A 22,374-nucleotide genomic window follows, 5' to 3' on the forward strand; every position below is an offset into this window, starting at 1 on the left:
GTGGATGAGGTGCCGCATCATGCCTGCTTTCACGCCTGGTGCGCCCGGGGCAGGCCGGTGGCCGCCGCCGCTGCCGGCACGTCCCCGGTGATCGGCCCGGTGCCGCTCCAGCGGTCCAGCGCCAGGTAGATCACCGGCGTGATGTACAGCGTGACGGCCTGCGAGACGATCAGCCCGCCCACCACCGCCAGGCCCAGCGGCTGGCGCAGCTCGGCGCCGGCGCCGATGCCCAGCGCGATCGGCAGCGCGCCCATCAGCGCGGCCAGGGTCGTCATCATGATCGGCCGCAGCCGCAGCAGGCAGGCCTGGCGGATGGCTTCCTGCGGCGGCAGCCCGTGGGTGCGTTGCGCGTCGAGCGCGAAGTCGATCATCATGATCGCGTTCTTCTTGACGATGCCGATCAGCATCAGGATGCCGATGGTGGCGATCAGCGTCAGGTCGAGGCGGAAGATCGTCAAGGTCAGCAGCGCGCCGACGGCCGCCGAGGGCAGGCCGGCCAGGATGGTGAGCGGGTGGATGTAGCTCTCGTACAGCACGCCCAGCAGCAGGTAGATCACCAGCACCGCAACGATCAGCAGGATGGCCTGGCCGCCCTGCGAATCCTGGAACACCGCCGCGTCGCCGCCGTAGCTGGTGACGATGGTCGAGGGCATCTTCATGTCCCGCACGAAGGCTTCCAGCTTCTTCGTCGCATCGCCCAGTGCCACATCGGGCGCGAGGTTGAACGAGACGGTGATGGCCTGCAACTGGCCCTGGTGGTTGACCGCGGTGGGCCCGATGGTGCGGCTGACGCTGGCGAACGAAGTGAGCGGCACCATCGCGCCACCCTTGCCGCGCAGGTACAGGCGGCTGAAGGCGTCCTCGAACTGGCGGTCCGGGTCGGCAGCTTCCATGATCACCTGGAAGCTGTTGATCGGGTTGTAGATCGTCGAGACCTGGCGTTCGCCGAAGGCGCTGTACAGCGTGTTGCGCAGGTCGGCCATCGAGACACCGAGCAGGTTCGCGCGGTCGCGGTCGATGCTCAGCGTGGCCTGCAGGCCGCGCTGCTGCGAATCGGTGGTGACGTCGCGGAACACCGCCGCCTCGCCGCGCATCCTGTCGGCCAGGCGTGCGGCCCAGTCGTTCAGCGCGTCGGCGCTGACGCTCTGCAGCGTGTACTGGTAGCGGCTCTTGCTGGCGCGGCCGCCGAGCTGCAGGTTCTGCACTGGCCGCATGTACACCGCGATGCCGGGCACCGCGCGCACCTTGCGCCGCAGGTTGTCCACCACCTGCGCCATCGGCGGGCGCTGGCTGCGTGGCTTGAGCGTGATGAAGGCGCGGCCGGTGTTCTGCGTCGCGGTGTTGAAGCCGCCGCCGCCCACCGCGGTGCCCACCGCGGCCACCGCCGGGTCGGTGCGGAAGATCTCGGCGACGCGGTTGTTCAAGGTCTGCATCGCCTCGAACGAGATGTCCTCGGACGCCTCGGTGGTGACCTGGATCTGGCCGATGTCCTCCTCGGGGAAGAAGCCCTTCGGGATGGTGACGAACAGCACCGCGGTCAGCACGAAGCTGCCGATGGCCACCAGGCCGACCACCCAGCGGTGCGCCAGCGCCCAGTCCAGCGTGCGGGCGTAGCCGTTCAGCAGGGCCTGGAAGCCACGCTCGAAGGCGCGGCCCAGCGCGTTCTCCTCGGTGGCGTCGTGGTGGCGCAGGAAGCGGCTGCACAGCATCGGCACCAGGGTCAGCGAGACCAGTGCCGAGACCAGGATCGCCAGCCCCACCACCACCGCGAATTCATGGAACAGCAGGCCGATCACGCCGGGCATGAAGAAGATCGGGATCAGCACCGCGACCAGCGAGATCGAGATCGACATGATCGTGAAGGCCATCTCGCGCGCGCCCTTGAGCGCGGCCTGGAACGGTGCCATGCCGTCCTCGACGTGGCGCACGATGTTCTCGAGCATCACGATCGCGTCGTCGACCACCAGGCCCACCGCCAGCGTGATGCCCAGCAGCGAGATGTTGTCCAGGCTGTAGCCCAGCGGGTACAGCAGCGAGATGGCCCCGACCAGCGACACCGGCAGCGACAGCGCCGGGATCACCGTGGCCGACAGGCGCCGCAGGAACAGGAAGATCACCAGGATCACCAGCACCACGGTGCCGGCGAGCGTGAGGTTGACGTCGTGCAGCGCCTCGCGGATGGACTTGGAACGGTCGTTCAGCGGCGAGATGGTCACCGAGGCCGGCAGCTGTGACTGGAAGCGGGGCAGGGTGGCCATCACCCGGTCGACCACCTTCACCGTGTTCGCATCGGGCTGTCGCTGCACCGCCAGCGTGATGCTCGGTTCGCCGGCGAAGGTGGAGGCGTTCTTCACGGTCTCGAAACTGTCCTGCACGTCGGCCACGTCGCGCAGGCGTACGCCGGCGTCGCCGCGCGTGGCGACGATGATGTTGCCGAACTCGCGCGCGCTGCTGAGCTGGCGGTTGGCCTGGATCGTCAGCGTCTGGCGTGGACCCTCGAGCACGCCGACCGGCGTGTTCGGGTTCGCCGCGGTGATGGCCGCGCGCAACTCGTCGAGCGTGATGTTGCGCTCGGCCAGCGCCTGCGGCCGCACGCGCACGCGCACGGCGTAGCGCTTCTGGCCGAAGATCAGGACCTGGGCCACGCCGTCGATCGTCGACAAGGTCGGCGAGATCAGGTTCTCGGCATAGTCGTTGAGTTCGGCCAGGCCGATCGAGGGCGACTGCAGCGCGATCAGCAGCACCGGCGCGTCGGCCGGATTCACCTTGCGGTACGACGGCGGATTGGTCATTTCCGTGGGCAAGGTGCGCTGCGCCCGGAACAGGGCCGCCTGCACGTCCACCGCTGCGGCGTCGATGTCGCGCGAGGTCTCGAACTCCAGCGTCACCGAGGTTCCGCCCAGCGTGTTGGTGGAGCTGATCGTCGAGAGCCCGGCGATCGTGGAGAACTGCTTCTCCAGCGGCAGCGCGACCGAGCTGGCCATGGTCTCGGGCGCTGCGCCCGGCAGCACCGCGGTGACCTGGATCACCGGCGTGTTGTAGCGCGGCAGCGCGGCCACCGGAATGTCCTTCAGCGCCACGATGCCGGCCATCACGATGGCGATGTTGATCAGCACCGTCATCACCGGACGGCGGATGAACAGATCGGTGAAGCTCACGACGCTGCCCCGACGGCGGCCGAGGCCACCGCGCCATTGCCGGCCGCGCCGCCAGGCGCCGAGGCACCCGCGCCGCCGCGCCGAGCCGGCGTGTACGGCGTTTCCTTCACCGGCGTGCCGGGGCGCAGGTTCTGCTTGCCCTCGACCACCACCTTCTCGCCGGGCTGGACCCCTTCGACAGCGATGTACTCGCCGCTCGGCACGCGCGGCTGCACGCTGCGCATCTCCACGCTGCCGTCGGCCTTCAGCACGTACACCGAGCGCTCGTTGCCGCGGATGATCAGCGCCGCCTGCGGCACCACCACCGCGCCGGGCAGCGTGCGTGTCACCAGGCGCGCGGTGACGTACTGGCCGGGCCACAGGCTGTGCTGCGCGTTGGCCACCGCGGCCTTGACGCGGATGCTGCCGGTCGCGGTGTCGACCGCGTTGTCGACGAAGACCACCCGGCCCACCAGCGGCTCGGGCGGCGCGGCACGGCTGCCGCGTTCGGTGCTCGGCACCACGATCGAGACCGTGGCGCCGCCGGCCTTGTCGTCGGCCTTCCCGCCGGCGCGCAGCACCGCGGCCAGCTGCGCCTCGGGCACGCTGAACTGCACGCCCACCGGATCGACCTGGCTGATGTTGACCATCACCGTGCCGCCCGGCTGCACCAGTGAGCCGCGGTAGACGCCGATCGCGCCGGCGCGGCCGCTCAACGGTGCCGCCAGCGTGCTGTAGCTCAGCGCCACTTCGGCCGAGCGCACCGCGGCCACGTCCGCCGCCACCGCGGCACGCTGGCTCTCCAGGTTGGCCAGCACGGTGTCGGCGGCGCTCTGCGCGATGAAGTTCTGCGCACGCAGCTCCTGCGCGCGCTTCCACTGGCGCTCGAGGTCGGCCTGCAGCGCCTGGTCGCGCAGCAACTGGGCACGGGCTCGTTCGAGGTTGGCGCGGTCGTTGCGGTCATCCAGCTTGAACAGCAGCTGTCCGCGCTTGACGAATTGACCTTCCTTGACCAGCACCTCCGCGATCGTGCCGCTGATTTGCGGCCGGACGTCCACCGATTCCAGCGAGACCACGGTGCCCGCAGCCTCCACCGTGACCGGCACGTCGCGCTGCATGGCCGGGAACACGCTGACCACCTGTGCTGCCCGCGCGGCCGAGGCGCCCGACGCGCCGCCTGCAGCCGCCTCCGCACCCGGGGCCGGGGACTTGTTGCAGCCCGAGAGCGCTGCGGAAAGGCCCGACAGCAGGACCAGCAGCCCAACGCCCGATCTTGTGTTTTTCATTGCAGCCTTCGTCGACAGCAGAACCGAACGAATCTAGCAGAGGCTGCCTTCGGGCGTGTTGCCGAAGCTTTGCTGGCGGCCGCCGTGCGGGCGGCCGGTGGCCGGCGCAGGCGTCAGATGTGCAGGGCCGCCGCCACGCCCAGTGCGATGCCGATGCCGGCGACGCCGAACATGCCCCATTCCAGCCACTTGCGACGCGTCAGCAGGGCAATGGCGGCCAGCGCAATCGAGATCTGCAGGCCCGTCGTGGCCTGGGCCCAGCGGTGGTGCTGGTGCATCTCCTCGTCGGACTTCTTGTCGAAGGCCAGCGATTCGGCCTCGAGCTTCTCGGCCGCCGTCTTGATGTCGGCCTTCTCCTTCTTGTAGCGCTCGATCTCGCTCTGGTAGGCGGGCTTCTTGTCGTCGGCCACCAGGGCCAGCGCCAGCTCGGCCAGGTTCTGCTTGCTGCTCTTGGCCTGGTAGTAGTTCCACTGGTTGGAGGCCTCGGTCTTCTTGATCGCCGCGTCGTTCTTGTACAGGCTGGCATTGGCCTGCGTGGCGCCGCCCATGTACGAGAACAGTGCGCCGATGGTCGCCAGCAGCGCGGTCATCACCGCGATCGTGCCGGCAAAGCTGTCCTTGTCGGCATGGTGCGCGGCATGCTCGAGCTCGTGGTCGTGCGGGCCGTGAACGTGAAAGCCATGTCCGGACATCGTGGGTCTCCGTGGGGTGGATGCGTTGAGGAAAGGGAATTCTTCAGCCCTGGCCGTGCGAGGTGAGCCGGGCATACGGTAGCGACGCGCTCACGCCGGGCAGCTGGGGGGGGTGTGCGCTCGTCTGGGCGTGCGCGGCCGCGTCGCCCGCTTCGCGCCGCATCGAGACGCCGACCGCGAGGATGTCGATCACCAGCAGGTGCAGGATGCGGCTGATCATCGGCAGCTGCGTGTTCGCATCTTCGGGATGGTCGACGATCAGCGCGATGTCGGCCTTGCGCGCCAGCGGTGACTGGCTGGCGGTGATGGCCAGCACCCGCGCGCCCCGTTCGTGCGCGGTGTCGGCCACCTCGATGAGCTCCTGGATGCGGCCGCTGGCGCTGATGATCAGCACCACGTCGCCCGGCTGCAGCACGGCGGCCGACAGCAGTTGCAGTCGCGCATCGGTGTGGGCATTGCACGGGATGCCGAAGCGCAGGAACTTGAACTGCGCATCGATCGCCACCGGCGCGTAGTGGCCCACCGCATGCAGCTCGATGCGGCGCGCCGCGTTCAGCAGCTCGATCGCGCGGTCGATGGTGTCGCGGTTGAGCTGGTCGCGCAGCTGCAGGATGGCCGCTGCGCTGTTGTCCAGCACCTTGGCCCCCAGCTCGACCATCGAATCGGCGCCGGTCACCTGCGCATGCGTCACCGGCACCGTGCCGGTCAGGCCCGAGGCCAGCCGCAGCTTGAAGTCCGACAGCCCTTCGCAGCCGAGCGAGCGGCAGAAGCGGATCACGGTCGGCTGGCTGACGCTGGCGGCCTTCGCGATGTCGGCGATCGGTTCGTTCAGCACCGAGCGCGGTTGCGCCAGCACGTGGTCGGCCACGCGGCGCTCGGCCGGCGACAGCCCTTCGAGCCCGCGCTGGATCTGCGCCAGCAGCGCCGAGGCGGGTGCCGCCTCGATGCTGCGCAACTGCTGCTGGAGGATGGCCGATGCGCCGGCGAAGGTGGCGTTGTCGGCGGTGATCACGAAGGTCGGGATCGCGCGCAGGTAGTCGCTGAAGCGGCCCTTGTCCTCGAAGCGCGCGCGGAACGGCGAGCGCTCGAAATACGCGCCCAGCCGCGGCACGATGCCGCCGCCGATGTAGATGCCGCCGAACGCACCGAGCGACACCGCCAGGTTCGACGCGGCGGTGCCCAGCATCGCGCAGAACACCTCGATCGCCTCGGCGCACAGCGCATCGCTGCCATCGAGCCCGCGCCGCGTGATCTCGGGCGCCGGCAGCGCGCCGGCCTCCGGCTTGCCGGCCATCTCGGCCAGCGCATGGTGGATCAGCTCCAGCCCGGGGCCGGACAGCAGGCGCTCGAACGAGACATGCGGGTACTGCCGCCAGGCGTGGCGCAGGATCGCGATCTCGCGCTCGTCGTGCGGCGCGAAGCTGGTGTGGCCGCCTTCGGTGCCCAGCGCCACCCAGCCGGCAGCCGCCGGGATCAGGCCGGAGACGCCCAGGCCCGAGCCCGCGCCCAGCACGCCGATCACGCTGCCCTCGCGCGGCTGGCCGCCGCCCACCTGGTGCCGGTCCGGCGCCGCCAGCCGCGGCACCGCCATCGCCAGCGCGGTGAAGTCGTTCACCACCACCAGCGTGTCCAGCTGCAGCCGCTCGCGCATCTGCTCGATCGAGAACTGCCAGTGGTAGTTGGTCATGCGCACCAGGTCGCCTTCGACCGGGTTCGCAATCGCCACCGCGGCGTGCCGCAGCGGCGCCGGCGGCAGGGTCTTCAGGTAGGCGCTGACGGCGGCGTGGAAGTCGGCATGGTCGGCGCAGCGCAGCGAGGCGGCATGCTCCAGATGCCCCGGTGCAAGTTCGAGCACGAAGCGCGCATAGGTGCCGCCGATGTCGGCAAGCAGGCGAGGGCTGTCGTAGCGGGTCATCGCGGTCAGGGTGGAGGGCGGCGGTATTGTGGCCGAGCCCGCGCAGCGGCCGCCATCGCTGGCGCATGACGGCGCAGGCGTCCTCGGCTCGCCTGGAATCATCCCGCACGGAAAGTAGCTTGACTACAAATGGCGCGACGCCTCGGTGCCGCGTCGCGGCCCATGAAACTCCCGTGAAACTTGCAGAGAGCCGACACCGGCCCGGGTTTTCTTGCACTTGCCCCGATACTGTAGTTTTGCTACCTTTCGCGCCTTGTTCCGATGGCCATGCCCCGCTCGATGACTGCCCAGACTGTTGACTCCGCTGCCGCCCCTGTCGCCTCGCTGCCCTGGCTGGTGGCCGACATCGGTGGCACCAACGCCCGCTTCGGCTGGATGGATGCCGTCGGCGGCCCGGTGCGCCATGTGCGCAAGCTGGCGGTGGCTGACCATGCCGGCCCGCGCCAGGCGGTGAATGCCTACCTGGAGGAACTGGCGCCGCTGCTAGGCGGTGCCGTGCACCGACCGGCCAAGGCCGCGTTTGCGGTGGCCACCGCCGTCAAGGCCGATGAAGTGGCTTTCACCAACAGCCATTGGCGCTTCTCGCGCCAGGCGCTGGAAGGTGAACTGGGCCTGCGCGCGCTGCTGGTGCTGAACGACTTCGAGGCGCTGGCGCTGTCGCTGCCGCGGCTGGGGGCGTCGCAGCTGCGGGCGCACGCCGGGCTGCCCCGGCCCGAAGGCACGCTGGCGGTGATCGGGCCCGGCACCGGGCTCGGGGTCGGGGCGGTCACCCAGACCCGCGGCGGCTGGGTCGCGCTGCCCGGCGAGGGCGGCCATGCCACGCTGGCGCCGGCCGACGATTTCGAGAGCGAGCTGCTGCGCCATGCGCGGCGCGAATTCGCGCATGTCTCCGCCGAGCGCTTGCTGTCGGGCATCGGCCTGCCGGTGCTGCAGCGCGCGGTGGCGGGCGTGCTGGGTCAGCCGGCGGAGGTGCTGACGGCCGAAGTGATCGTCCAGCGCGGGCTGGAGGCGGACGACGTGGTGTGCGGCCGTACGCTCGACGCGTTCTGCGCGCTGCTCGGCAGCTTTGCCGGCAACGTGGCCCTGACGCTGGGCGCGCGGGGCGGCGTCTACATCGGCGGCGGCATCGTGCCGCGGCTGGGCGAGCGCTTCTTCAGTTCGCGCTTCCGCGAGCGGTTCGAAGCCAAGGGGCGCTTTGCCGACTACCTGCGTGGCATCCCGACCGCGCTGATCACCGACACCCTGGCTGCGCTGGCAGGTGCGGCCTTCGCGATCGAGCAGTCCGAACGCTGAACGGGCAGGATCCCGTGGGGCGCGCGGCCGCAGGGCCTGCGCGCCCCTTTCTTTTGGCGTGCGCTGAAATCGCTTTCGCCGAGGATGTTGTCGCGGTGCGCGGTTCTTGAGTAGTTTCACTACATACTCGGCGATCCGAGGGGCATCCGAACGTGTCTGCGGGTGGGGGTTGACGCCCTGGAACCCAGCTCTCCACCCCGGGGGTTGATGGGGCATTCCCTTGACACCAAAGCGCCACACCTAGGGTTTACGCAGCCATGTTGTAAATCTAGTTTTGGTACAAATTGCGCTTGAGGTCTGTGGAATTCCACAACGTCGTCGGGCTCCGCAGCAGGGGCCGGGCGGTGACCCGACAGCCCGCTTGTCTGACAGAGGAGACTCCAATGAGAACCCTGAACCCCACTCGCCGTGCCGCCCAGGTGCGACCCTCGACCCTGCGCTTGAGCGCCACGGCGGCCGGCGTGGCCTGCCTGGTCGCCGCCGGCAGCCCGGCGCTGGCCCAGCAGCAGGACACCAGCGCCACCGATCCGAACACCCAATCGGTGGTCGTCACCGGCATCCGGCGCGGCATCGAGAGCGCCATCTCGGTGAAGAAGAACGCCACCTCCATCGTCGAGGCGGTGTCCGCCGAAGACATCGGCAAGCTGCCCGACAACAGCATCGCCGAGTCGATCGCGCGGCTGCCCGGCCTGTCGGCGCAGCGCGTGGCCGGCCGCGCGCAGGTGATCAGCGTGCGCGGCCTGTCGCCCGACTTCGCGACCACGCTGCTCAACGGCCGCGAGCTGGTGAGCACCGGCGACAACCGCAGCGTCGAGTTCGACCAGTACCCGTCCGAGCTGATGAGCAGCGTGCTCATCTACAAGACGCCCGACGCCAGCCTGGTGGGCCAGGGCCTGTCCGGCACGCTGGACATGCAGACCATCCGCCCGCTGGACCAGCGCGGCCGCGTGATTTCGCTGAACGGCCGCTTCGAGCGCAACTCGCTGGGCTCGGCCGCCAACGCCAAGGGCAGCGGCAACCGCTTCAGCGTCAGCTACATCGACCAGTTCGCCGACCGCACCGTGGGCGTGCTGCTGGGCTTCGCCCACCTCGAGACGCCGGTGCAGGAAAACCAGGTCGGCCTGTACGAGCCCTGGAAGACCGACTCGCGCAATGGCCTGGCCGCCGGCACCTGGGAGTCCGACGGCATCAAGTCGCTGCGCCGCACCGGCGTGAACAAGCGCGACGGGCTGATGGCCTCGATCGAATGGCGCCCGTCCAAGGCCTGGACTTCCACGCTGGACCTGTACCACTCGAAGTTCACGAAGGAAGACACCGCCAACCAGTTCGAGGTGAACCTGGGTGACTACAACGGCGGCTTCACGCCGGGCCTGAAGTACACCGGCGTGACGGTCAACGGCGACAAGACGCTCACCGGCGGCGCCGCCACCGGCGTGTACCCGCTGGTGCGGGGCATGTACAACAACCGCGAAGACAAGATCGACGCGATCGGCCTGAACAACAAGTTCAAGGCCGGCGAGGCCACCATCGTCGTCGACGCGAGCTACTCGAAGGCCAAGCGCGACGAGTTGAGCCTCGAGAACAACACGCAGCTGACCCCGGTGCCCTCGCTGGACACGGTGACGGTGAACTACGCCACCGGCGGCTTCCCGACCCTGGTGCCGGGCCTGAACTACTCCGATGCCAGCAAGCTGCTGCTGCGCAACACGATCTATGGCTCGGGCTACGGCAAGGTGCCGCACATCGATGACGAGCTCAAGGGCTTCAAGGTGCAGGCGACGATGCCGCTGCCCAGCGCCGTCAGCAGCCTGCTGCCCGACCTGGACGTGGGCCTGAACTACGCCGATCGCACCAAGCGCAAGCGCCAGCCCGAGGGCAACATCAATGTCGGCCCCGGCGGCGAGCGCAGCATCCCGTCCGACCTGCTGTACAGCCCGGTCGACCTGGGCTTCTCGGGCACCGGCGTGATCCCGTCGTGGAACGTGCCCGAAGTGGTGTCGCGCTACATGGTGTTCCAGCCGAGCGAAACGTCTGCGGGCTACCTGATCTCGAAGGCCTGGAACGTGTTCGAGAAGACCACCACCGGCTATGCCAAGGCCAACATCGAGACGCAGCTCGGCGGCATCTCGGTGCGCGGCAACGTCGGCCTGCAGCTGCAGCGCGTGGACCAGTCGTCCAGCGCCAACTATTTCGACAACTCCGCGGCCGCGGGCAGCCAGGTCAAGCCGGTCAACGATGGCAAGACCTATACGGATGCGCTGCCCAGCCTGAACCTGGCTTTCGACCTGGGCGGCGACCAGGTGGTGCGCCTGGCGCTGGCCAAGCAGGTGGCGCGGCCGCGTGTCGACCAGCTGCGCGCGGCAATCGACTTCAATATCGACACCGCCACCGGCAAGCCCAGCGCGAGCGGCGGCAACCCGCGTCTGGACCCCTGGCGCGCGAACGCCTTCGACCTGTCGTACGAGAAGTATTTCGGCACCAAGGCCTACTTCGCTGCGGCGGCGTTCTACAAGGACCTGAAGAGCTACATCTACACCCAGTCGCGCGACTACGACTTCTCGAAGTTCACCGCCGGCACGAACGCGACGACGAACACCGGCACCTTCACCGCGCCGTACAACGGCCAGGGCGGCCGGCTCTCGGGCATCGAACTCGCGGCCTCGGTGCCGTTGAAGCTGGTCACGCCGGCGCTCGACGGCTTCGGCATCCAGGCCAGCGCCAGCTTCACCAACAGCAACATCAAGATCAAGGACCCCGACAGCGCCAGCAGCGTCGGCTCCGGCGACATCACGCTGCCGGGCCTGTCCAAGCGCGTGACGCAGCTGACCGCCTACTACGAAGGCCATGGCTTCGAGGCGCGGCTGAGCCAGCGCAAGCGCTCCGACTTCATCGGCGAGATCGGCAACTTCGCCGGCAACCGCACACTGCGCTACGTGGTCGGCGAAAGCATCCTCGATGCACAGCTGGGCTACAGCTTCGACAGCGGTCCGATGAAGGGCCTGAGCCTGCTGCTGCAGGTGAACAACATCAACAACACCCCGTACAAGACCTACGCCGGCACCAAGGACCGGCCGCTGGAGTACATCGAGTGGGGTCGTTCGTTCCTGCTGGGCGCGGACTACAAGTTCTAACGCCGGAACGCAGCGGCCACCCGCCGCTGCGCCGCTCAGCGCAGTGCCAGCAGCGCTGCGCCGAGCGCCTCGGCGGTCTCGATGCCGTCGACGGCCGCCGACATGATGCCGCCGGCATAGCCCGCGCCTTCGCCGGCCGGGTACAGGCCGCGCACGTTCAGGCTCTGGCGGTCCTTGCCGCGCGGGATGCGCAGCGGCGACGAGGTGCGCGTCTCCACGCCGGTGAGCAGCGCGTCGTCCATCGCGAAGCCCTTGATCTGGCGCTCGAACGCGGGCAGGGCCTCGCGCACGGCGGCCAGCACGTAGTCGGGCAGGCTGCCGCGTTGCGGGTCGGCCAGGTTCGTCGGCTTCACGCCCGGCTTGTACGAAGGCTGCACGCTGCCGAAGGCGCTGCTGGCCTGGCCGCGCAGGAAGTCGCCGACGCGCTGGCCGGGCGCGACGTAGTCGCCGCCGCCCAGCTCGAAGGCGCGTGACTCCCAGAAGCGCTGGAACGCGATGCCGTCCAGAGGATTCACCGGGCCGTCGCGCCGGCCGTCCTGCCGGTAGTCCTGCGGGTCGATCCCGACGACGATGCCGGCATTCGCGTTGCGCTCGTTGCGCGAATACTGGCTCATGCCGTTGGTGACCACGCGGCCGGTCTCCGAGGTGGCCGCCACCACGGTGCCGCCCGGGCACATGCAGAAGCTGTAGACAGCGCGGCCGTTGCCGGCGTGGTGCACCAGCTTGTAGTCGGCCGCGCCGAGGATCGGGTTGCCGGCATTCGGGCCGAAGCGCGCCGCGTCGATCAGGCTTTGCGGATGCTCGACGCGGAAGCCCACCGAGAAGGGCTTGGCCGCGCGCTGTGGCCCAGCGCCAGCACCACCTGCTCGGCGTCGATCTGCTCGCCGGAGGCCAGCGTCACGCCGCGCACCGCGCCGGCTTCGATGCGCAGGTCGGTCACGCGCTGCTCGAAGCGGATCTCGCCGCCCAGCGCGACGATGTCGGCGCGCATCTTCTCGATCATGCTGACGAGGCGGAAGGTGCCGATGTGCGGCTTGCTGACGTACAGGATCTCGTCCGGCGCGCCGGCCTTGACGAACTCGGCCAGCACCTTGCGCGTCAGGTGGCGCGGGTCGCTGATCTGGCTCCACAGCTTGCCGTCGGAGAAGGTGCCCGCGCCGCCTTCGCCGAACTGCACGTTCGACTCGGGATTCAGCTCGCTGCGCCGCCACAGGCCCCAGGTGTCCTGCGTGCGCTGGCGCACCGCCTTGCCCCGCTCCAGCACCAGCGGCCGCAGGCCCATCTGCGCCAGGATCAGCGCGGCGAACAGCCCGCAGGGGCCGAAGCCGATGACCAGCGGGCGCGGCCGGCCGGCGGCAAAGAAGTCGGCCGGCGCGTGGCCGATGAATCGATAACGCGTATCCGGAGCGGGCCGGATGTGCTGGTCACCGTGGGCGCGCGCCAGCGCGGCGGCTTCGGCGCCGGCGTCGGCCAGCTCGCAGTCGATGGTGTAGATCAGCACCATCGCGGTCTTCTTGCGCGCGTCGTAGCCGCGGCGGAAGACCGTGAAGGCCTTCAAGGCGGCATCGGGCACGCCGAGCCGCTTGACGATCGCCGGGCGCAGCGCGCCTTCGGCGTGGTTCAGCGGCAGTCGGAGTTCGGTGATTCGCAGCATGGTGGTGCTACACGACCCCGTGGGCGGGGCCGCCTGCCGCCGGCCAGGTGGCGATCAGCCCTGGTGCGGGCGCTTGCCGGGGTTCTTCTTCGAGCGGGTGTGCGAGCCGCGCTCCTGGCTCTTCTTCTGGCCACGGCTGACCGTGAACGTGACGCCGTTGGGCGCGACGGGGCGCGGGGTGGCCTTGCGCTCGGCTTCGGTACGGAATTTCTGGGCCATGGTCGTGAGCTCCTGCTTGGAAACGCGAAAACCCTCAATTAGGCCACAAACCGCGGCCGATGCCGAATCGGGCGGTTCAGGGCACGCGCTTGTAGGCGCTGTAGCCGCCGGGCGGGTCGGTCTCCGGCGCCAGCAGCAGCAGGCCCTGCGGCGGCAGGCTCACGTCGAGCAGCGCCGCGTTCATCACCAGCGGCGGCCGATCCGGCTCCAGCAGGTTCAGCAGGCGCTTGGCGTTCATCAGGCTGGAGTTGGCCACCAGCACGGTCTCGTTGACGGCCTCATCGCCGGGGTTCGCCAGCACCAGCACGGTGTCGCGCACGCGATCGGTGTGGCGCTCGAAGCCGAGCAGGCGCGTGGTGGTCAGCGGCCGGAACTCGCCGATGCGCAGCGCGCGGTGGGCGCGGCGCAGCGCGACCAGCTGCCGCGTCCATTGCAGCGCCCGGTTGTCGTCGCGCACCAGGTCCCAGCGCATCGGCGCGCGCATCGCGGGATCGTCGCCGCCGGTCATGCCCAGTTCGCTGCCGTAGTACAGGTTCGGCGCGCCGGGCAGCGTGAACTGCAGCGCCTGCGCGAGGCGCCGCCGCGGCTCGGCGGGCAGCACGGTGGCCAGGCGCGGTGTGTCGTGGTTGTCCAGCATCAGCCAGGACTTCAGCAGCGGCTCGATGCCGGCATCGCCGACCAGGCGTTCGATCATGCGCTGCGCGGTCGGTGCCTCGAGCCGGCCTGCGGCCAGGCGCAGGATGATCTCGCGCAGCGGGAAGTTCATCACCGCGTCCACCGCCGGGAACCACGCGCTCGGGTAGTTGGCGATCTCGCCGACCACCAGGGCGCCCGGCTTCTCGTCGTGCGCGGCCTGGGTCAGCTCGTGCAGGAACGCGTAGCCGAGGTCGACCGCCACGTCCAGGCGCCAGCCATCCGCGCCGTCCCGCAGGAAGCGGCGCACCACCGAATCCGGGCCGTTGAACAGGTGCTCGCGCACCGCGGGGTTCTCCAGGTTGAGCTCGGGCAGGTTCTCGGCCAGCCACCAGCTGCGCGTGCCGCCCGGGTACTGCGGACCGAAGTGGAACCAGTCGCGCCAGGGGCTCTGCGGGTCGGCCTCGGCGGCACGGAAGATGGGCGCCTGGCGGCCCATGTGGTTGAACACGCCGTCCAGCACCAGCCGCAGGCCGCGGCGGTGCAGTTCGTCGGCCAGTGCGATCACGTCGTCGCGCGTGCCGAACTCGGGCGACAGCGCGCGGTGGTCCAGCGCGTCGTACTTGTGGTTGGTGAACGCGAGGTGGATCGGGTTCAGGTACAGCACGTCCGCGCCGAGCTGCTGCACGTGGTCGAGCCGGCCGCGCAGGCTGGCGAGGTCGCCGCCCCAGAAGTCGATCTCGTGGCGCCACAGGCGCAGCTCGGGCAGGTAGGGCCCGCGCGTGGGCCGCTCGTCCCATCGCCGCAGGCGCTTGGGCGGCGGATACAGCTCGGTCTTGTCGACGCCTGCGTCGGGCGGTGCGAAGCGGTCGACCAGCACCTGGTAGACGATGGCGCCGTTGCGCCAATCGGCTTCCCGGGCGGTGAAGGTGCTCACCCCTTCACGCCGCCCGCGGTGAGGCCCGAGACGATCCAGCGCTGCGCGAGCAGGAACACCACGGTGATCGGCAGGCCCGACAGCACGGCCGCGGCGGCGAAGTCGCCCCACAGGTATTTCTGCTCGAGCAGGTAGAACTTCGAGCCCACCGCCAGCGTGAGGTTGGGCTCCTCGCGCAGCAGCACGCTGGCCACCGGGTACTCGATGATGGTGCCGATGAAGGCCAGCACGAACACCACCATCAGGATCGGCACCGCCATCGGCAGCAGCACATGCACGAAGGCCTGCCAGTGCGTGGCGCCGTCGACCTTGGCGTTCTCCTCGATCTCGGTCGGGATGGTGTCGAAGTAGCCCTTGATGGTCCACACATGCGTGGCCACGCCGCCGAGGTAGGCGACGATGAGCCCGGCATGCGTCTCGATGCCCAGCCACGGTAGGTGCTGGCCGATGCCTTCGAAGATGGCGTAGATGGCCACCAGCGCCGCCGCCACCGGGAACATCTGCAGCAGCAGCATGCTGTTGAGCAGCGGCAGCTTGAAGCGGAACTTCAGCCGTGCAAAGGCATAGGCCGCGGTGGTGGAGATGGCGACGATCAGGAAGGCCGACACGGTGGCCACCTTGATCGAGTTCCACAGCCACAGCAGCACCGGGAAGGGCGGCTGGATGCGCGTGCCGTCGGCCTGCAGCACGGGGATGCCCAGTGCCAGCTGCCAGTGCTCTAAGCTGATGCGCTCGGGGATCAGCGTGCCGGTGGCGAAGTTGCCCGGCCGCAGCGAGATCGACAGCACCGCCAGCAGCGGGAACAGCGTGACGCCGATCAGCAGCCACAGGCCGATGTGGGCGCCGATCACGCGCCAGCGCTGGCGCTTGCCGGTGACGATGGACATGGGGATGAGGCTCCGGGTGGGTTCAGCGCTTGTCGTCGTTGATCCGCGCGAGCTTCAGGTTGGCCAGCGAGAGGATCGCGACCATCACGAAGATCAGCGTGGAGATCGCCGCGGCGAGGCCGAAGTTCGCGCCGGCATCGGTGAACGCGATGCGGTAGGTGTAGGACACCAGGATGTCGTTGGTGCCCGCCGGCAGCTTGGTGTTCAGGTAGTCGGGCCGGCCGTCGGTGAGCAGCGAGATCAGCACGAAGTTGTTGAAGTTGAACGCGAAGGCCGAGATCAGCAGCGGCGTCAGCGGCCGCGCGATCAGCGGCGCGGTGATCTTCAGGAAGTTGGTGACCGGGCCGGCGCCGGCGATCGCCGAGGCTTCGTACAGGTCGGCCGGAATCGCCTTCAGCAGGCCGGTGCACAGCAACATGATGTACGGGTAGCCGAGCCAGGTGTTGACGATCAGCAGCATCACCTTGGCCAGCAGCGGGTCGGCGAACCAGGCCGGGCGGATGCCGAACAGCGCGTCCAGGATCGCGTTGATCTCGCCGAAGTTCTGGTTGAACAGGCCCTTGAACACCAGGATCGAGATGAAGCCCGGCACCGCATAGGGCAGGAACAGCAGCGTGCGGTACAGCGTGCGCCCGCGCAGGTCTTCCCAGTTCAGCAGCACCGCCAGCGCCATGCCGATGACGGTGGAGAACAGCACCGTGAGGCTGGCGAACAGCACGGTCCAGACGAAGATCGAGACGAAGGGGCCGCGGAAGTCCGCATCGAACAGCATGCGCTGGTAGTTGCGCCAGCCGACGCCGACCTGGAAGCCGGGCTGCAGGCGTTCGCCCTGGGGGTTTTCGAAGAAGCCGCTGTCGCGGTTCGGCGCGAAGCGCTGCCGGTCGGCGCGGCGGATCAGCGCGCCATCGGCCGCGGCCTGCCACAGCGGCTCGAAGGGCGCGTACTCGCGCAGGCCGGCATAGCTCAGCAGCGTGCCGTCGGGCAGCTGCAGCTTCAGGTTCATCAGCGCGTCGCGCTGGCGCACGCGCTCGCGCAGCGGCGTGTCGGGCGCTGCGGGCGTGGCGGTCGGCACCGGCTGCAGCCGCACCGGCGAACGATCGCCAGCGTCCAAAGTGAGCGGCTCCGACACGAGCTGCGGTCCTTCGCCTTCGGCTGGCTGCAGCCGCAGCCGCCAGCGCGCGCCCTCGGGTTGCAGCGTGAAGGTCCAGGCATGGTCCTCGTCGACCGCGGCCTGGTCCAGCAGGTAGCTGCGGGCGCGGTCCTCGGTCAGCAGGTTGTTGGCCGAGTAGTTCGTGAAGCCCATCTGCGTGGTGTACAGCAGCGGGAAGGCCACGAACAGCAACATGCCGGCCACGCCCGGGAACAGGTAGCGGCTGGCCAGCGTGCGGGCCGAGCCATAGACGTAGAGCGCCACGGCGCCGCCCACCAGCACGGCCAGCGCCAGCAGCGGCTGGCCGCTGGCCTGCAGCCGCAACACGCCCCACAGCAGGCCCGCGGCCAGCAGCGCGAGCAGGGTCCAGCGCAACGCGGGCGTCTTCATGGCTTCATGCGCGCGGCGGCACCGTCCAGCGCGTCCTGCGGGCTCTGGCGGCCCTGGGTGATGGCCTCCAGCGCGGCGTCCACCGCGGGGAAGAAGCGGCCGGTCTCGGGGATGTTCGGAATCGGCGCGCCGCGGCGGGCGTTCTCCATCGTCGCGCGGATGTTCGGGTCGTTCGAGAGTTCCTCGAAGTAGGCCTTGTTGGCCGGTGTGCCCAGGGGCACGTCGGCCGAAATCGTCTTCAGGCTGTCGACGCGCAGCAGGTGGTTCTCGATGAACTCGCGCGCGATGTCCTTGACCTTGCTGGGCGCGGCGATCATGCAGCCGAGCACGCCGACGAAAGGCTTGGCGGCATGGCCGGCGACCGACGGGATCGGCGCCACGCCGATGTCGATGCCGGCCTTGCGCGCGTTGTCCCAGGCCCAGGGGCCGGTGATCATCATCGCCACCTGGCCCCGCGCGAAGCCGGCTTCCATCTCGGCATAGCGCGCGCCGCGCGGCATCACGCCTTGCTCGACCAGGCGCTGCAGCAGTGCGGCGCCCACCACCGCGCCGGGCGCGTTCACGCGCACCTGCGCCGGGTCGTAGTCGCCCTGCGCGTTCTTCGCGAACACCTCGCCGCCGCCGGCGGCCAGCAGCGGCCAGCTGAAGAAGGACTTGTTGTAGTCCCACAGGATGGCGCGGCGGCCCTGGGGCTTCAGCTGCTGGTCGAGCGCGATCACCGCGTCGAAGCTGGCCGGCGGCGTCTTCACCAGCGCCTTGTTGTAGACCAGGCCGATCGCCTCGATGGCCAGCGGGTAGCCCCAGGTCTGGCCGCGGTAGCTGAAGGCCTGCCAGGCGGCTTCGTCGATCTCGCGCTGCACGCGGCGCGGCGGCTTCACCGGCACGATCAGGCCCGAGCGTGCCCACTCGCCGGCGCGGTCGTGCGGCCAGCAGAAGATATCCGGCCCCTTGCCGGCGCCGGCGGCGGCCTGGAACTTGTCCGGCGCGCCCTCGGGGTGCTGCACCACCACCGGTACGCCGCTTTCGCGCGTGAAGGCGTCGCCCACCTTCTGCAGGCCGTTGTAGCCCTTGTCGCCATTGATCCACACCAGCAGCTTCAGGCTGGCGGGGTCGGTGGCGGCATGGCTGGCCGGGGCGACGGCCGCGCAGCCGAGGGCCAGCGCGCTGGCCAGCAGCCCGCTGATGACGCGCAAAGACATCGTCAGGCTGCCTTGGCCTGCGCCGGTCGGGCCAGGCGCGGGAAGGCGCGGCCCTGGTCGTCGAACAGGTAGCACCAGTCCGCCGGCAGGCCCAGCGCCAGCGTGTCGCGCGTGCGCACCGGGCTGCGGCCGTCGAGCTGGCAGGTCAGCGGCTCGGCCAGGCCGGGGTAGTCGCAATAGGCCTGCGTGCTGCTGCCCAGCGCCTCGACGAAGGTGACGCGGGTGTCGATACGGTTCTCGCGCGCATCGAGCGTGAAATGCTCGGGCCGCGCGCCCAGCGTCACCGTGCTGCCGGGCCGGCCGCGCGCGGCGTCCACCGCGCAGTGCACGGTCTCGCCGTTGGCCAGCTTCACTTCCGCACCGTTCGCATCGCCGCGCAGCAGCGTGGCGGGCAGGAAGTTCATGCGCGGCGAGCCGATGAATCCGGCCACGAACAGGTTGTCCGGCTGCTCGTACAGCTCGATCGGGGTGCCGACCTGCTCGATGCGGCCGGCCGAGAGCACGACGATGCGGTCGGCCAGCGTCATCGCCTCGACCTGGTCGTGCGTGACGTAGATCATCGTGGTCTTCAGCTCCTCGTGGAGCTTGGCGAATTCGTAGCGCATCTTCACGCGCAGCGCGGCGTCCAGGTTGGACAGCGGCTCGTCGAACAGGAAGACCTCGGGCTTGCGCACGATGGCGCGGCCGATGGCCACGCGCTGGCGCTGGCCGCCGGACAGGGCCTTGGGCTTGCGGTCCAGCAGGTGGTCGATGTGCAGGATCTTCGCGGCCTGCTGCACCGCCTGGTCGATCTCGGCCTTCGGCAGCTTGGCGAGCTTCAGCCCGAACGCCATGTTGTCGAACAGGTTCATGTGCGGGTAGAGCGCGTAGCTCTGGAACACCATCGCGATGCCGCGCTCGGCGGGCGGCACGTCGTTGACGACACGGCCGCCGATCGCCAGCGTGCCGCCGGTGATGTCTTCCAGGCCCGCGATCATGCGCAGCAAGGTGGACTTGCCGCAGCCGGAAGGGCCGACGAAGACCATGAACTCGCCATCGCGCACCTGCAGGTTGATGTCGCGCAGCACCTGCACGTCGTTGTAGGCCTTGTGCACCTGCGTCAGCTGGACGTCTGCCACGGCTCGCTGTCTCCTCCGGCCTGGCCGGCATGTCTTGGGATGTAGCCAATATACATATCAGCAGCCGTCCCTGCAATCGGCGATCGCCCTGGATTCTGCCGAATCGACATAGGTGATTTGCCGATGGATCCGGCAATCAGTAGATTCCCATATGTAGGAGAACTACATGATTGCGGCCGGTCTGCGATACTGCGCCGCGTGATGCCCGGCGGACTGCCGGCGCCGGCTGCGGGCTGATCCTGCGGCCATCGGCGCCACGGTGTGGCAGGCTTGTTGCATCGCGACCGCGGCCCCCACCGGCTCAACCGTCCATGCTGCCCGACGACGATGTTCTTGCGCTGATCAGTGCCCGCCATGCCGACCCCTTCGCGGTGCTGGGCCAGCATGCCGACGCGCAGGGCCGCCTGTGGCAGCGGGCGATGCTGCCCGGCGCCACGCAGGTGTGGCTGCACGACACGGCCACCGGCGCCACCGTCGCGCAGCTGCAGCCGCGCCATCCCAACGGCCTGTTCGAGGCCGAGCTGAAGGGCCTGCGCCAGCGCTTCGACTACCGCTTGCAGGTGCGCTGGGCCGGCGGCAGCGAAGGTCGCTATGCCGATGCCTACAGCTTCGGCCCACTGCTGGGCGACGCCGACCTGCACTACCTGGCCGAGGGCAGCCACCTGCGGCCGTTCGAGGTGCTGGGCGCGCATCCGGTGACGGTGGGCGAGGGCCTGCACGCGGTGGCCGGCGTGCGCTTCGCGCTGTGGGCGCCGAATGCGCGGCGCGTCAGCGTGGTCGGCGACTTCAACGCCTGGGACAGCCGCCGGCATGTGATGCGCCACCGCGGCGGCTCCGGCATCTGGGAGATCTTCGTTCCGCACGCGGGCCCGGGCGACCGCTACAAGTTCGAGCTGGTCGATGCGCGCGGGCTGGTGCTGCCGCTGAAGTGCGACCCCTACGCCCGCGCCGCGCAGCTGCGGCCGGAGACGGCCAGCACCGTCACCACGCTGCCGCCGCGACAGCCGCTGCCTGCAGGTCGTGCGGCGGCCAACCAGCGCCAGGCGCCGGTGTCGATCTACGAGGTGCACCTGGGCTCGTGGCGGCGCCATCCCGACGGCCGCTTCCACAGCTGGGATGATCTGGCCGCTGCATTGCCGCGTTATGCCGCCGAGCTGGGCTTCACGCACATCGAGCTGCTGCCGATCACCGAGCACCCGTTCGACGGTTCCTGGGGCTACCAGACCCTGGGCCTGTACGCGCCCACCTCGCGCTTCGGCCCGCCCGAAGGCTTCAGCCGCTTCGTCGAGGCCTGCCATGCCCAAGGCGTGGGCCTGCTGCTGGACTGGGTGCCGGCGCATTTCCCGACCGACGCGCATGGCCTGATCAACTTCGACGGCACCGCGCTGTACGAATACGCCGACCCGCGCGAAGGCTTCCACCGCGACTGGAACACGCTGATCTACAACTTCGGCCGCCACGAGGTGCGCAACTTCCTGATCGGCAGCGCGCTGTACTGGATCGAGCGCCACCGGGTCGACGGGCTGCGCGTCGACGCCGTGGCCTCGATGCTGTACCGCGACTACAGCCGCGCGCCCGGCGAATGGGTGCCGAACGAGCAGGGCGGGCGCGAGAACCTCGAGGCCATCGGCCTGCTGCGCCGCGCCAACGAGGTGATCGGCAGCGAATGCCCCGGCGCGGTCACGATCGCCGAGGAGTCCACCGCATTCCCCGGCGTCTCGGCGCCCACCTATGCCGGCGGGCTGGGCTTCCACTTCAAGTGGAACATGGGCTGGATGCACGACACCCTGCAGTACATGGCGCAGGACCCGGTGCACCGCCGCTGGCACCACGACAAGATGCGCTTCGGCCTGGTCTATGCGTACAGCGAGAACTTCGTGCTGCCGCTTTCGCACGACGAGGTGGTGCATGGCAAGGGCTCGATCCTTGGCCGCATGCCGGGCGATGACTGGCAGCGCTTCGCCAACCTGCGCGCCTACTACGGCTTCATGTGGGGCCATCCGGGCAAGAAGCTGCTGTTCATGGGCCAGGAGTTCGCGCAGCCGACCGAGTGGAACCACGACACCGAATTGCCCTGGGGGCTGCTGGGCGATGCGCGGCACGAAGGCGTGCAGCGCCTGGTGGCCGACCTGAACCGCCTGTACCGCGAACAGACCGCACTGCACCGGCTGGACCATGAGCCACAGGGCTTCGAATGGATCGCGGTGGACGAGGCCGAGCAGTCGGTCTACGCCTGGCTGCGGCGCGACGACGCCGGCGGCCTGGTGCTGGTGGCCTGCAACTTCACGCCGGTGCCGCGCGAGGGCTACCGCCTGGGCGTGCCGCCCGGCGTGGCGGCCTGGCGCGAGGCGCTGAACACCGATTCCGCCCACTACGGCGGCAGCAACCTGGGCAACGGCATGGCCTCGTTGCGCACCGAGGGCATTGGCGCGCATGGCCGGGGCCAGTCGGTGCTGCTGACGCTGCCGCCGCTGGCCACCGTCTTCCTGGTGCCGGCCTGACCTCCGAGAACACGCCCGAGATGCCCACGATCAAGCTCCCCGACACCCTGGACGAAGGCCGCCACGAGCCGATGGGTGCATTGGCCCGCGACGGCGGCGTCAACTTCGCGGTGTTCTCCGAGCATGCGCAGCGCATCGAGCTGTGCCTGTTCGACGCCGAGGGCACGCGCGAGCTGCGCCGCTACCCGCTGCACGGCCCGCACGACGGCGTGTTCCACGGCTTCCTGCCCGG

At 69.6% G+C, this 22,374-nt stretch carries 14 protein-coding genes and 1 pseudogene; 4 read left to right on the forward strand and 11 right to left on the reverse strand.

Going from position 1 to position 22,374, the window contains the following annotated elements; translation table 11 throughout:
- Positions 1-29 precede the first annotated feature (29 nt).
- From ACILR4_RS18580 to ACILR4_RS18595, 4 genes are all read right to left on the reverse strand, one after another.
- Positions 30-3,158 (reverse strand): efflux RND transporter permease subunit, encoded by a 3,129-nt coding sequence (locus ACILR4_RS18580; RefSeq protein ID WP_395702357.1) that lies wholly within the window; start codon positions 3,156-3,158, stop codon positions 30-32.
- Entirely contained in the window at positions 3,155-4,423 is a 1,269-nt protein-coding gene (locus ACILR4_RS18585; RefSeq protein ID WP_395702358.1) for an efflux RND transporter periplasmic adaptor subunit, read from the reverse strand. Before ACILR4_RS18585 ends, ACILR4_RS18580 begins: the two co-directional genes overlap by 4 nt.
- Positions 4,424-4,536: 113 nt before the next feature.
- Entirely contained in the window at positions 4,537-5,115 is a 579-nt protein-coding gene (locus ACILR4_RS18590) for a DUF4337 domain-containing protein (protein ID WP_395702359.1), read from the reverse strand.
- A gap of 43 nt (positions 5,116-5,158) precedes the next feature.
- On the reverse strand, positions 5,159-7,030 hold the full coding sequence (locus ACILR4_RS18595) for a glucokinase (protein WP_395702360.1): 1,872 nt from the start codon (positions 7,028-7,030) through the stop codon (positions 5,159-5,161).
- Positions 7,031-7,309: 279 nt separating this feature from the next.
- Between ACILR4_RS18595 and glk the strand changes: the two genes are divergently transcribed.
- Both glk and ACILR4_RS18605 read left to right on the forward strand, forming a co-directional pair.
- Complete coding sequence (gene glk / locus ACILR4_RS18600) at positions 7,310-8,323, forward strand: glucokinase (protein WP_395702361.1); 1,014 nt, start codon at positions 7,310-7,312, stop codon at positions 8,321-8,323.
- 383 nt (positions 8,324-8,706) lie between these two features.
- Positions 8,707-11,454: a TonB-dependent receptor gene (locus tag ACILR4_RS18605; RefSeq protein ID WP_395702362.1), complete on the forward strand. Its 2,748-nt coding sequence runs from the start codon at positions 8,707-8,709 to the stop codon at positions 11,452-11,454.
- 35 nt (positions 11,455-11,489) lie between these two features.
- On the opposite strand, the pseudogene ACILR4_RS18610 reads toward ACILR4_RS18605, so the two are convergent.
- The 7 genes and pseudogenes from ACILR4_RS18610 to ACILR4_RS18640 all read right to left on the reverse strand — a co-directional run bounded on the left by ACILR4_RS18610 (position 11,490) and on the right by ACILR4_RS18640 (position 19,641).
- A pseudogene (locus tag ACILR4_RS18610) lies at positions 11,490-13,108 on the reverse strand (NAD(P)/FAD-dependent oxidoreductase).
- Positions 13,109-13,162: 54 nt separating this feature from the next.
- Positions 13,163-13,327 (reverse strand): hypothetical protein, encoded by a 165-nt coding sequence (locus tag ACILR4_RS18615; RefSeq protein ID WP_395702363.1) that lies wholly within the window; start codon positions 13,325-13,327, stop codon positions 13,163-13,165.
- A gap of 76 nt (positions 13,328-13,403) precedes the next feature.
- Positions 13,404-14,897, reverse strand: a complete 1,494-nt coding sequence (locus tag ACILR4_RS18620) for a glycoside hydrolase family 13 protein (protein ID WP_395702364.1) — start codon at positions 14,895-14,897, stop codon at positions 13,404-13,406.
- Positions 14,894-15,784, reverse strand: a complete 891-nt coding sequence (gene malG, locus ACILR4_RS18625) for a maltose ABC transporter permease MalG (protein WP_395702365.1) — start codon at positions 15,782-15,784, stop codon at positions 14,894-14,896. The genes ACILR4_RS18620 and malG overlap by 4 nt, the downstream gene beginning before the upstream one ends.
- A 22-nt stretch (positions 15,785-15,806) precedes the next feature.
- Positions 15,807-17,324 (reverse strand): maltose ABC transporter permease MalF, encoded by a 1,518-nt coding sequence (malF, locus tag ACILR4_RS18630; RefSeq protein ID WP_395702366.1) that lies wholly within the window; start codon positions 17,322-17,324, stop codon positions 15,807-15,809.
- Positions 17,321-18,523: a maltose/maltodextrin ABC transporter substrate-binding protein MalE gene (gene malE / locus ACILR4_RS18635; protein ID WP_395702367.1), complete on the reverse strand. Its 1,203-nt coding sequence runs from the start codon at positions 18,521-18,523 to the stop codon at positions 17,321-17,323. Before malE ends, malF begins: the two co-directional genes overlap by 4 nt.
- A gap of 2 nt (positions 18,524-18,525) precedes the next feature.
- A complete protein-coding gene (locus tag ACILR4_RS18640; RefSeq protein ID WP_395702368.1) occupies positions 18,526-19,641 on the reverse strand; it encodes an ABC transporter ATP-binding protein in 1,116 nt (371 codons plus the stop codon).
- Positions 19,642-19,952: 311 nt separating this feature from the next.
- On the opposite strand from ACILR4_RS18640, the gene glgB reads away from it, so the two are divergent.
- Complete coding sequence (gene glgB, locus ACILR4_RS18645; RefSeq protein ID WP_395702369.1) at positions 19,953-22,142, forward strand: 1,4-alpha-glucan branching protein GlgB; 2,190 nt, start codon at positions 19,953-19,955, stop codon at positions 22,140-22,142.
- A gap of 20 nt (positions 22,143-22,162) precedes the next feature.
- On the forward strand, positions 22,163-22,374 hold a 212-nt coding region (locus tag ACILR4_RS18650; protein ID WP_395702370.1), incomplete at its 3' end, for a hypothetical protein.

It is taken from the genome of Aquabacterium sp. (assembly GCF_044226965.1).
Lineage (GTDB): Bacteria > Pseudomonadota > Gammaproteobacteria > Burkholderiales > Burkholderiaceae_C > Pseudaquabacterium.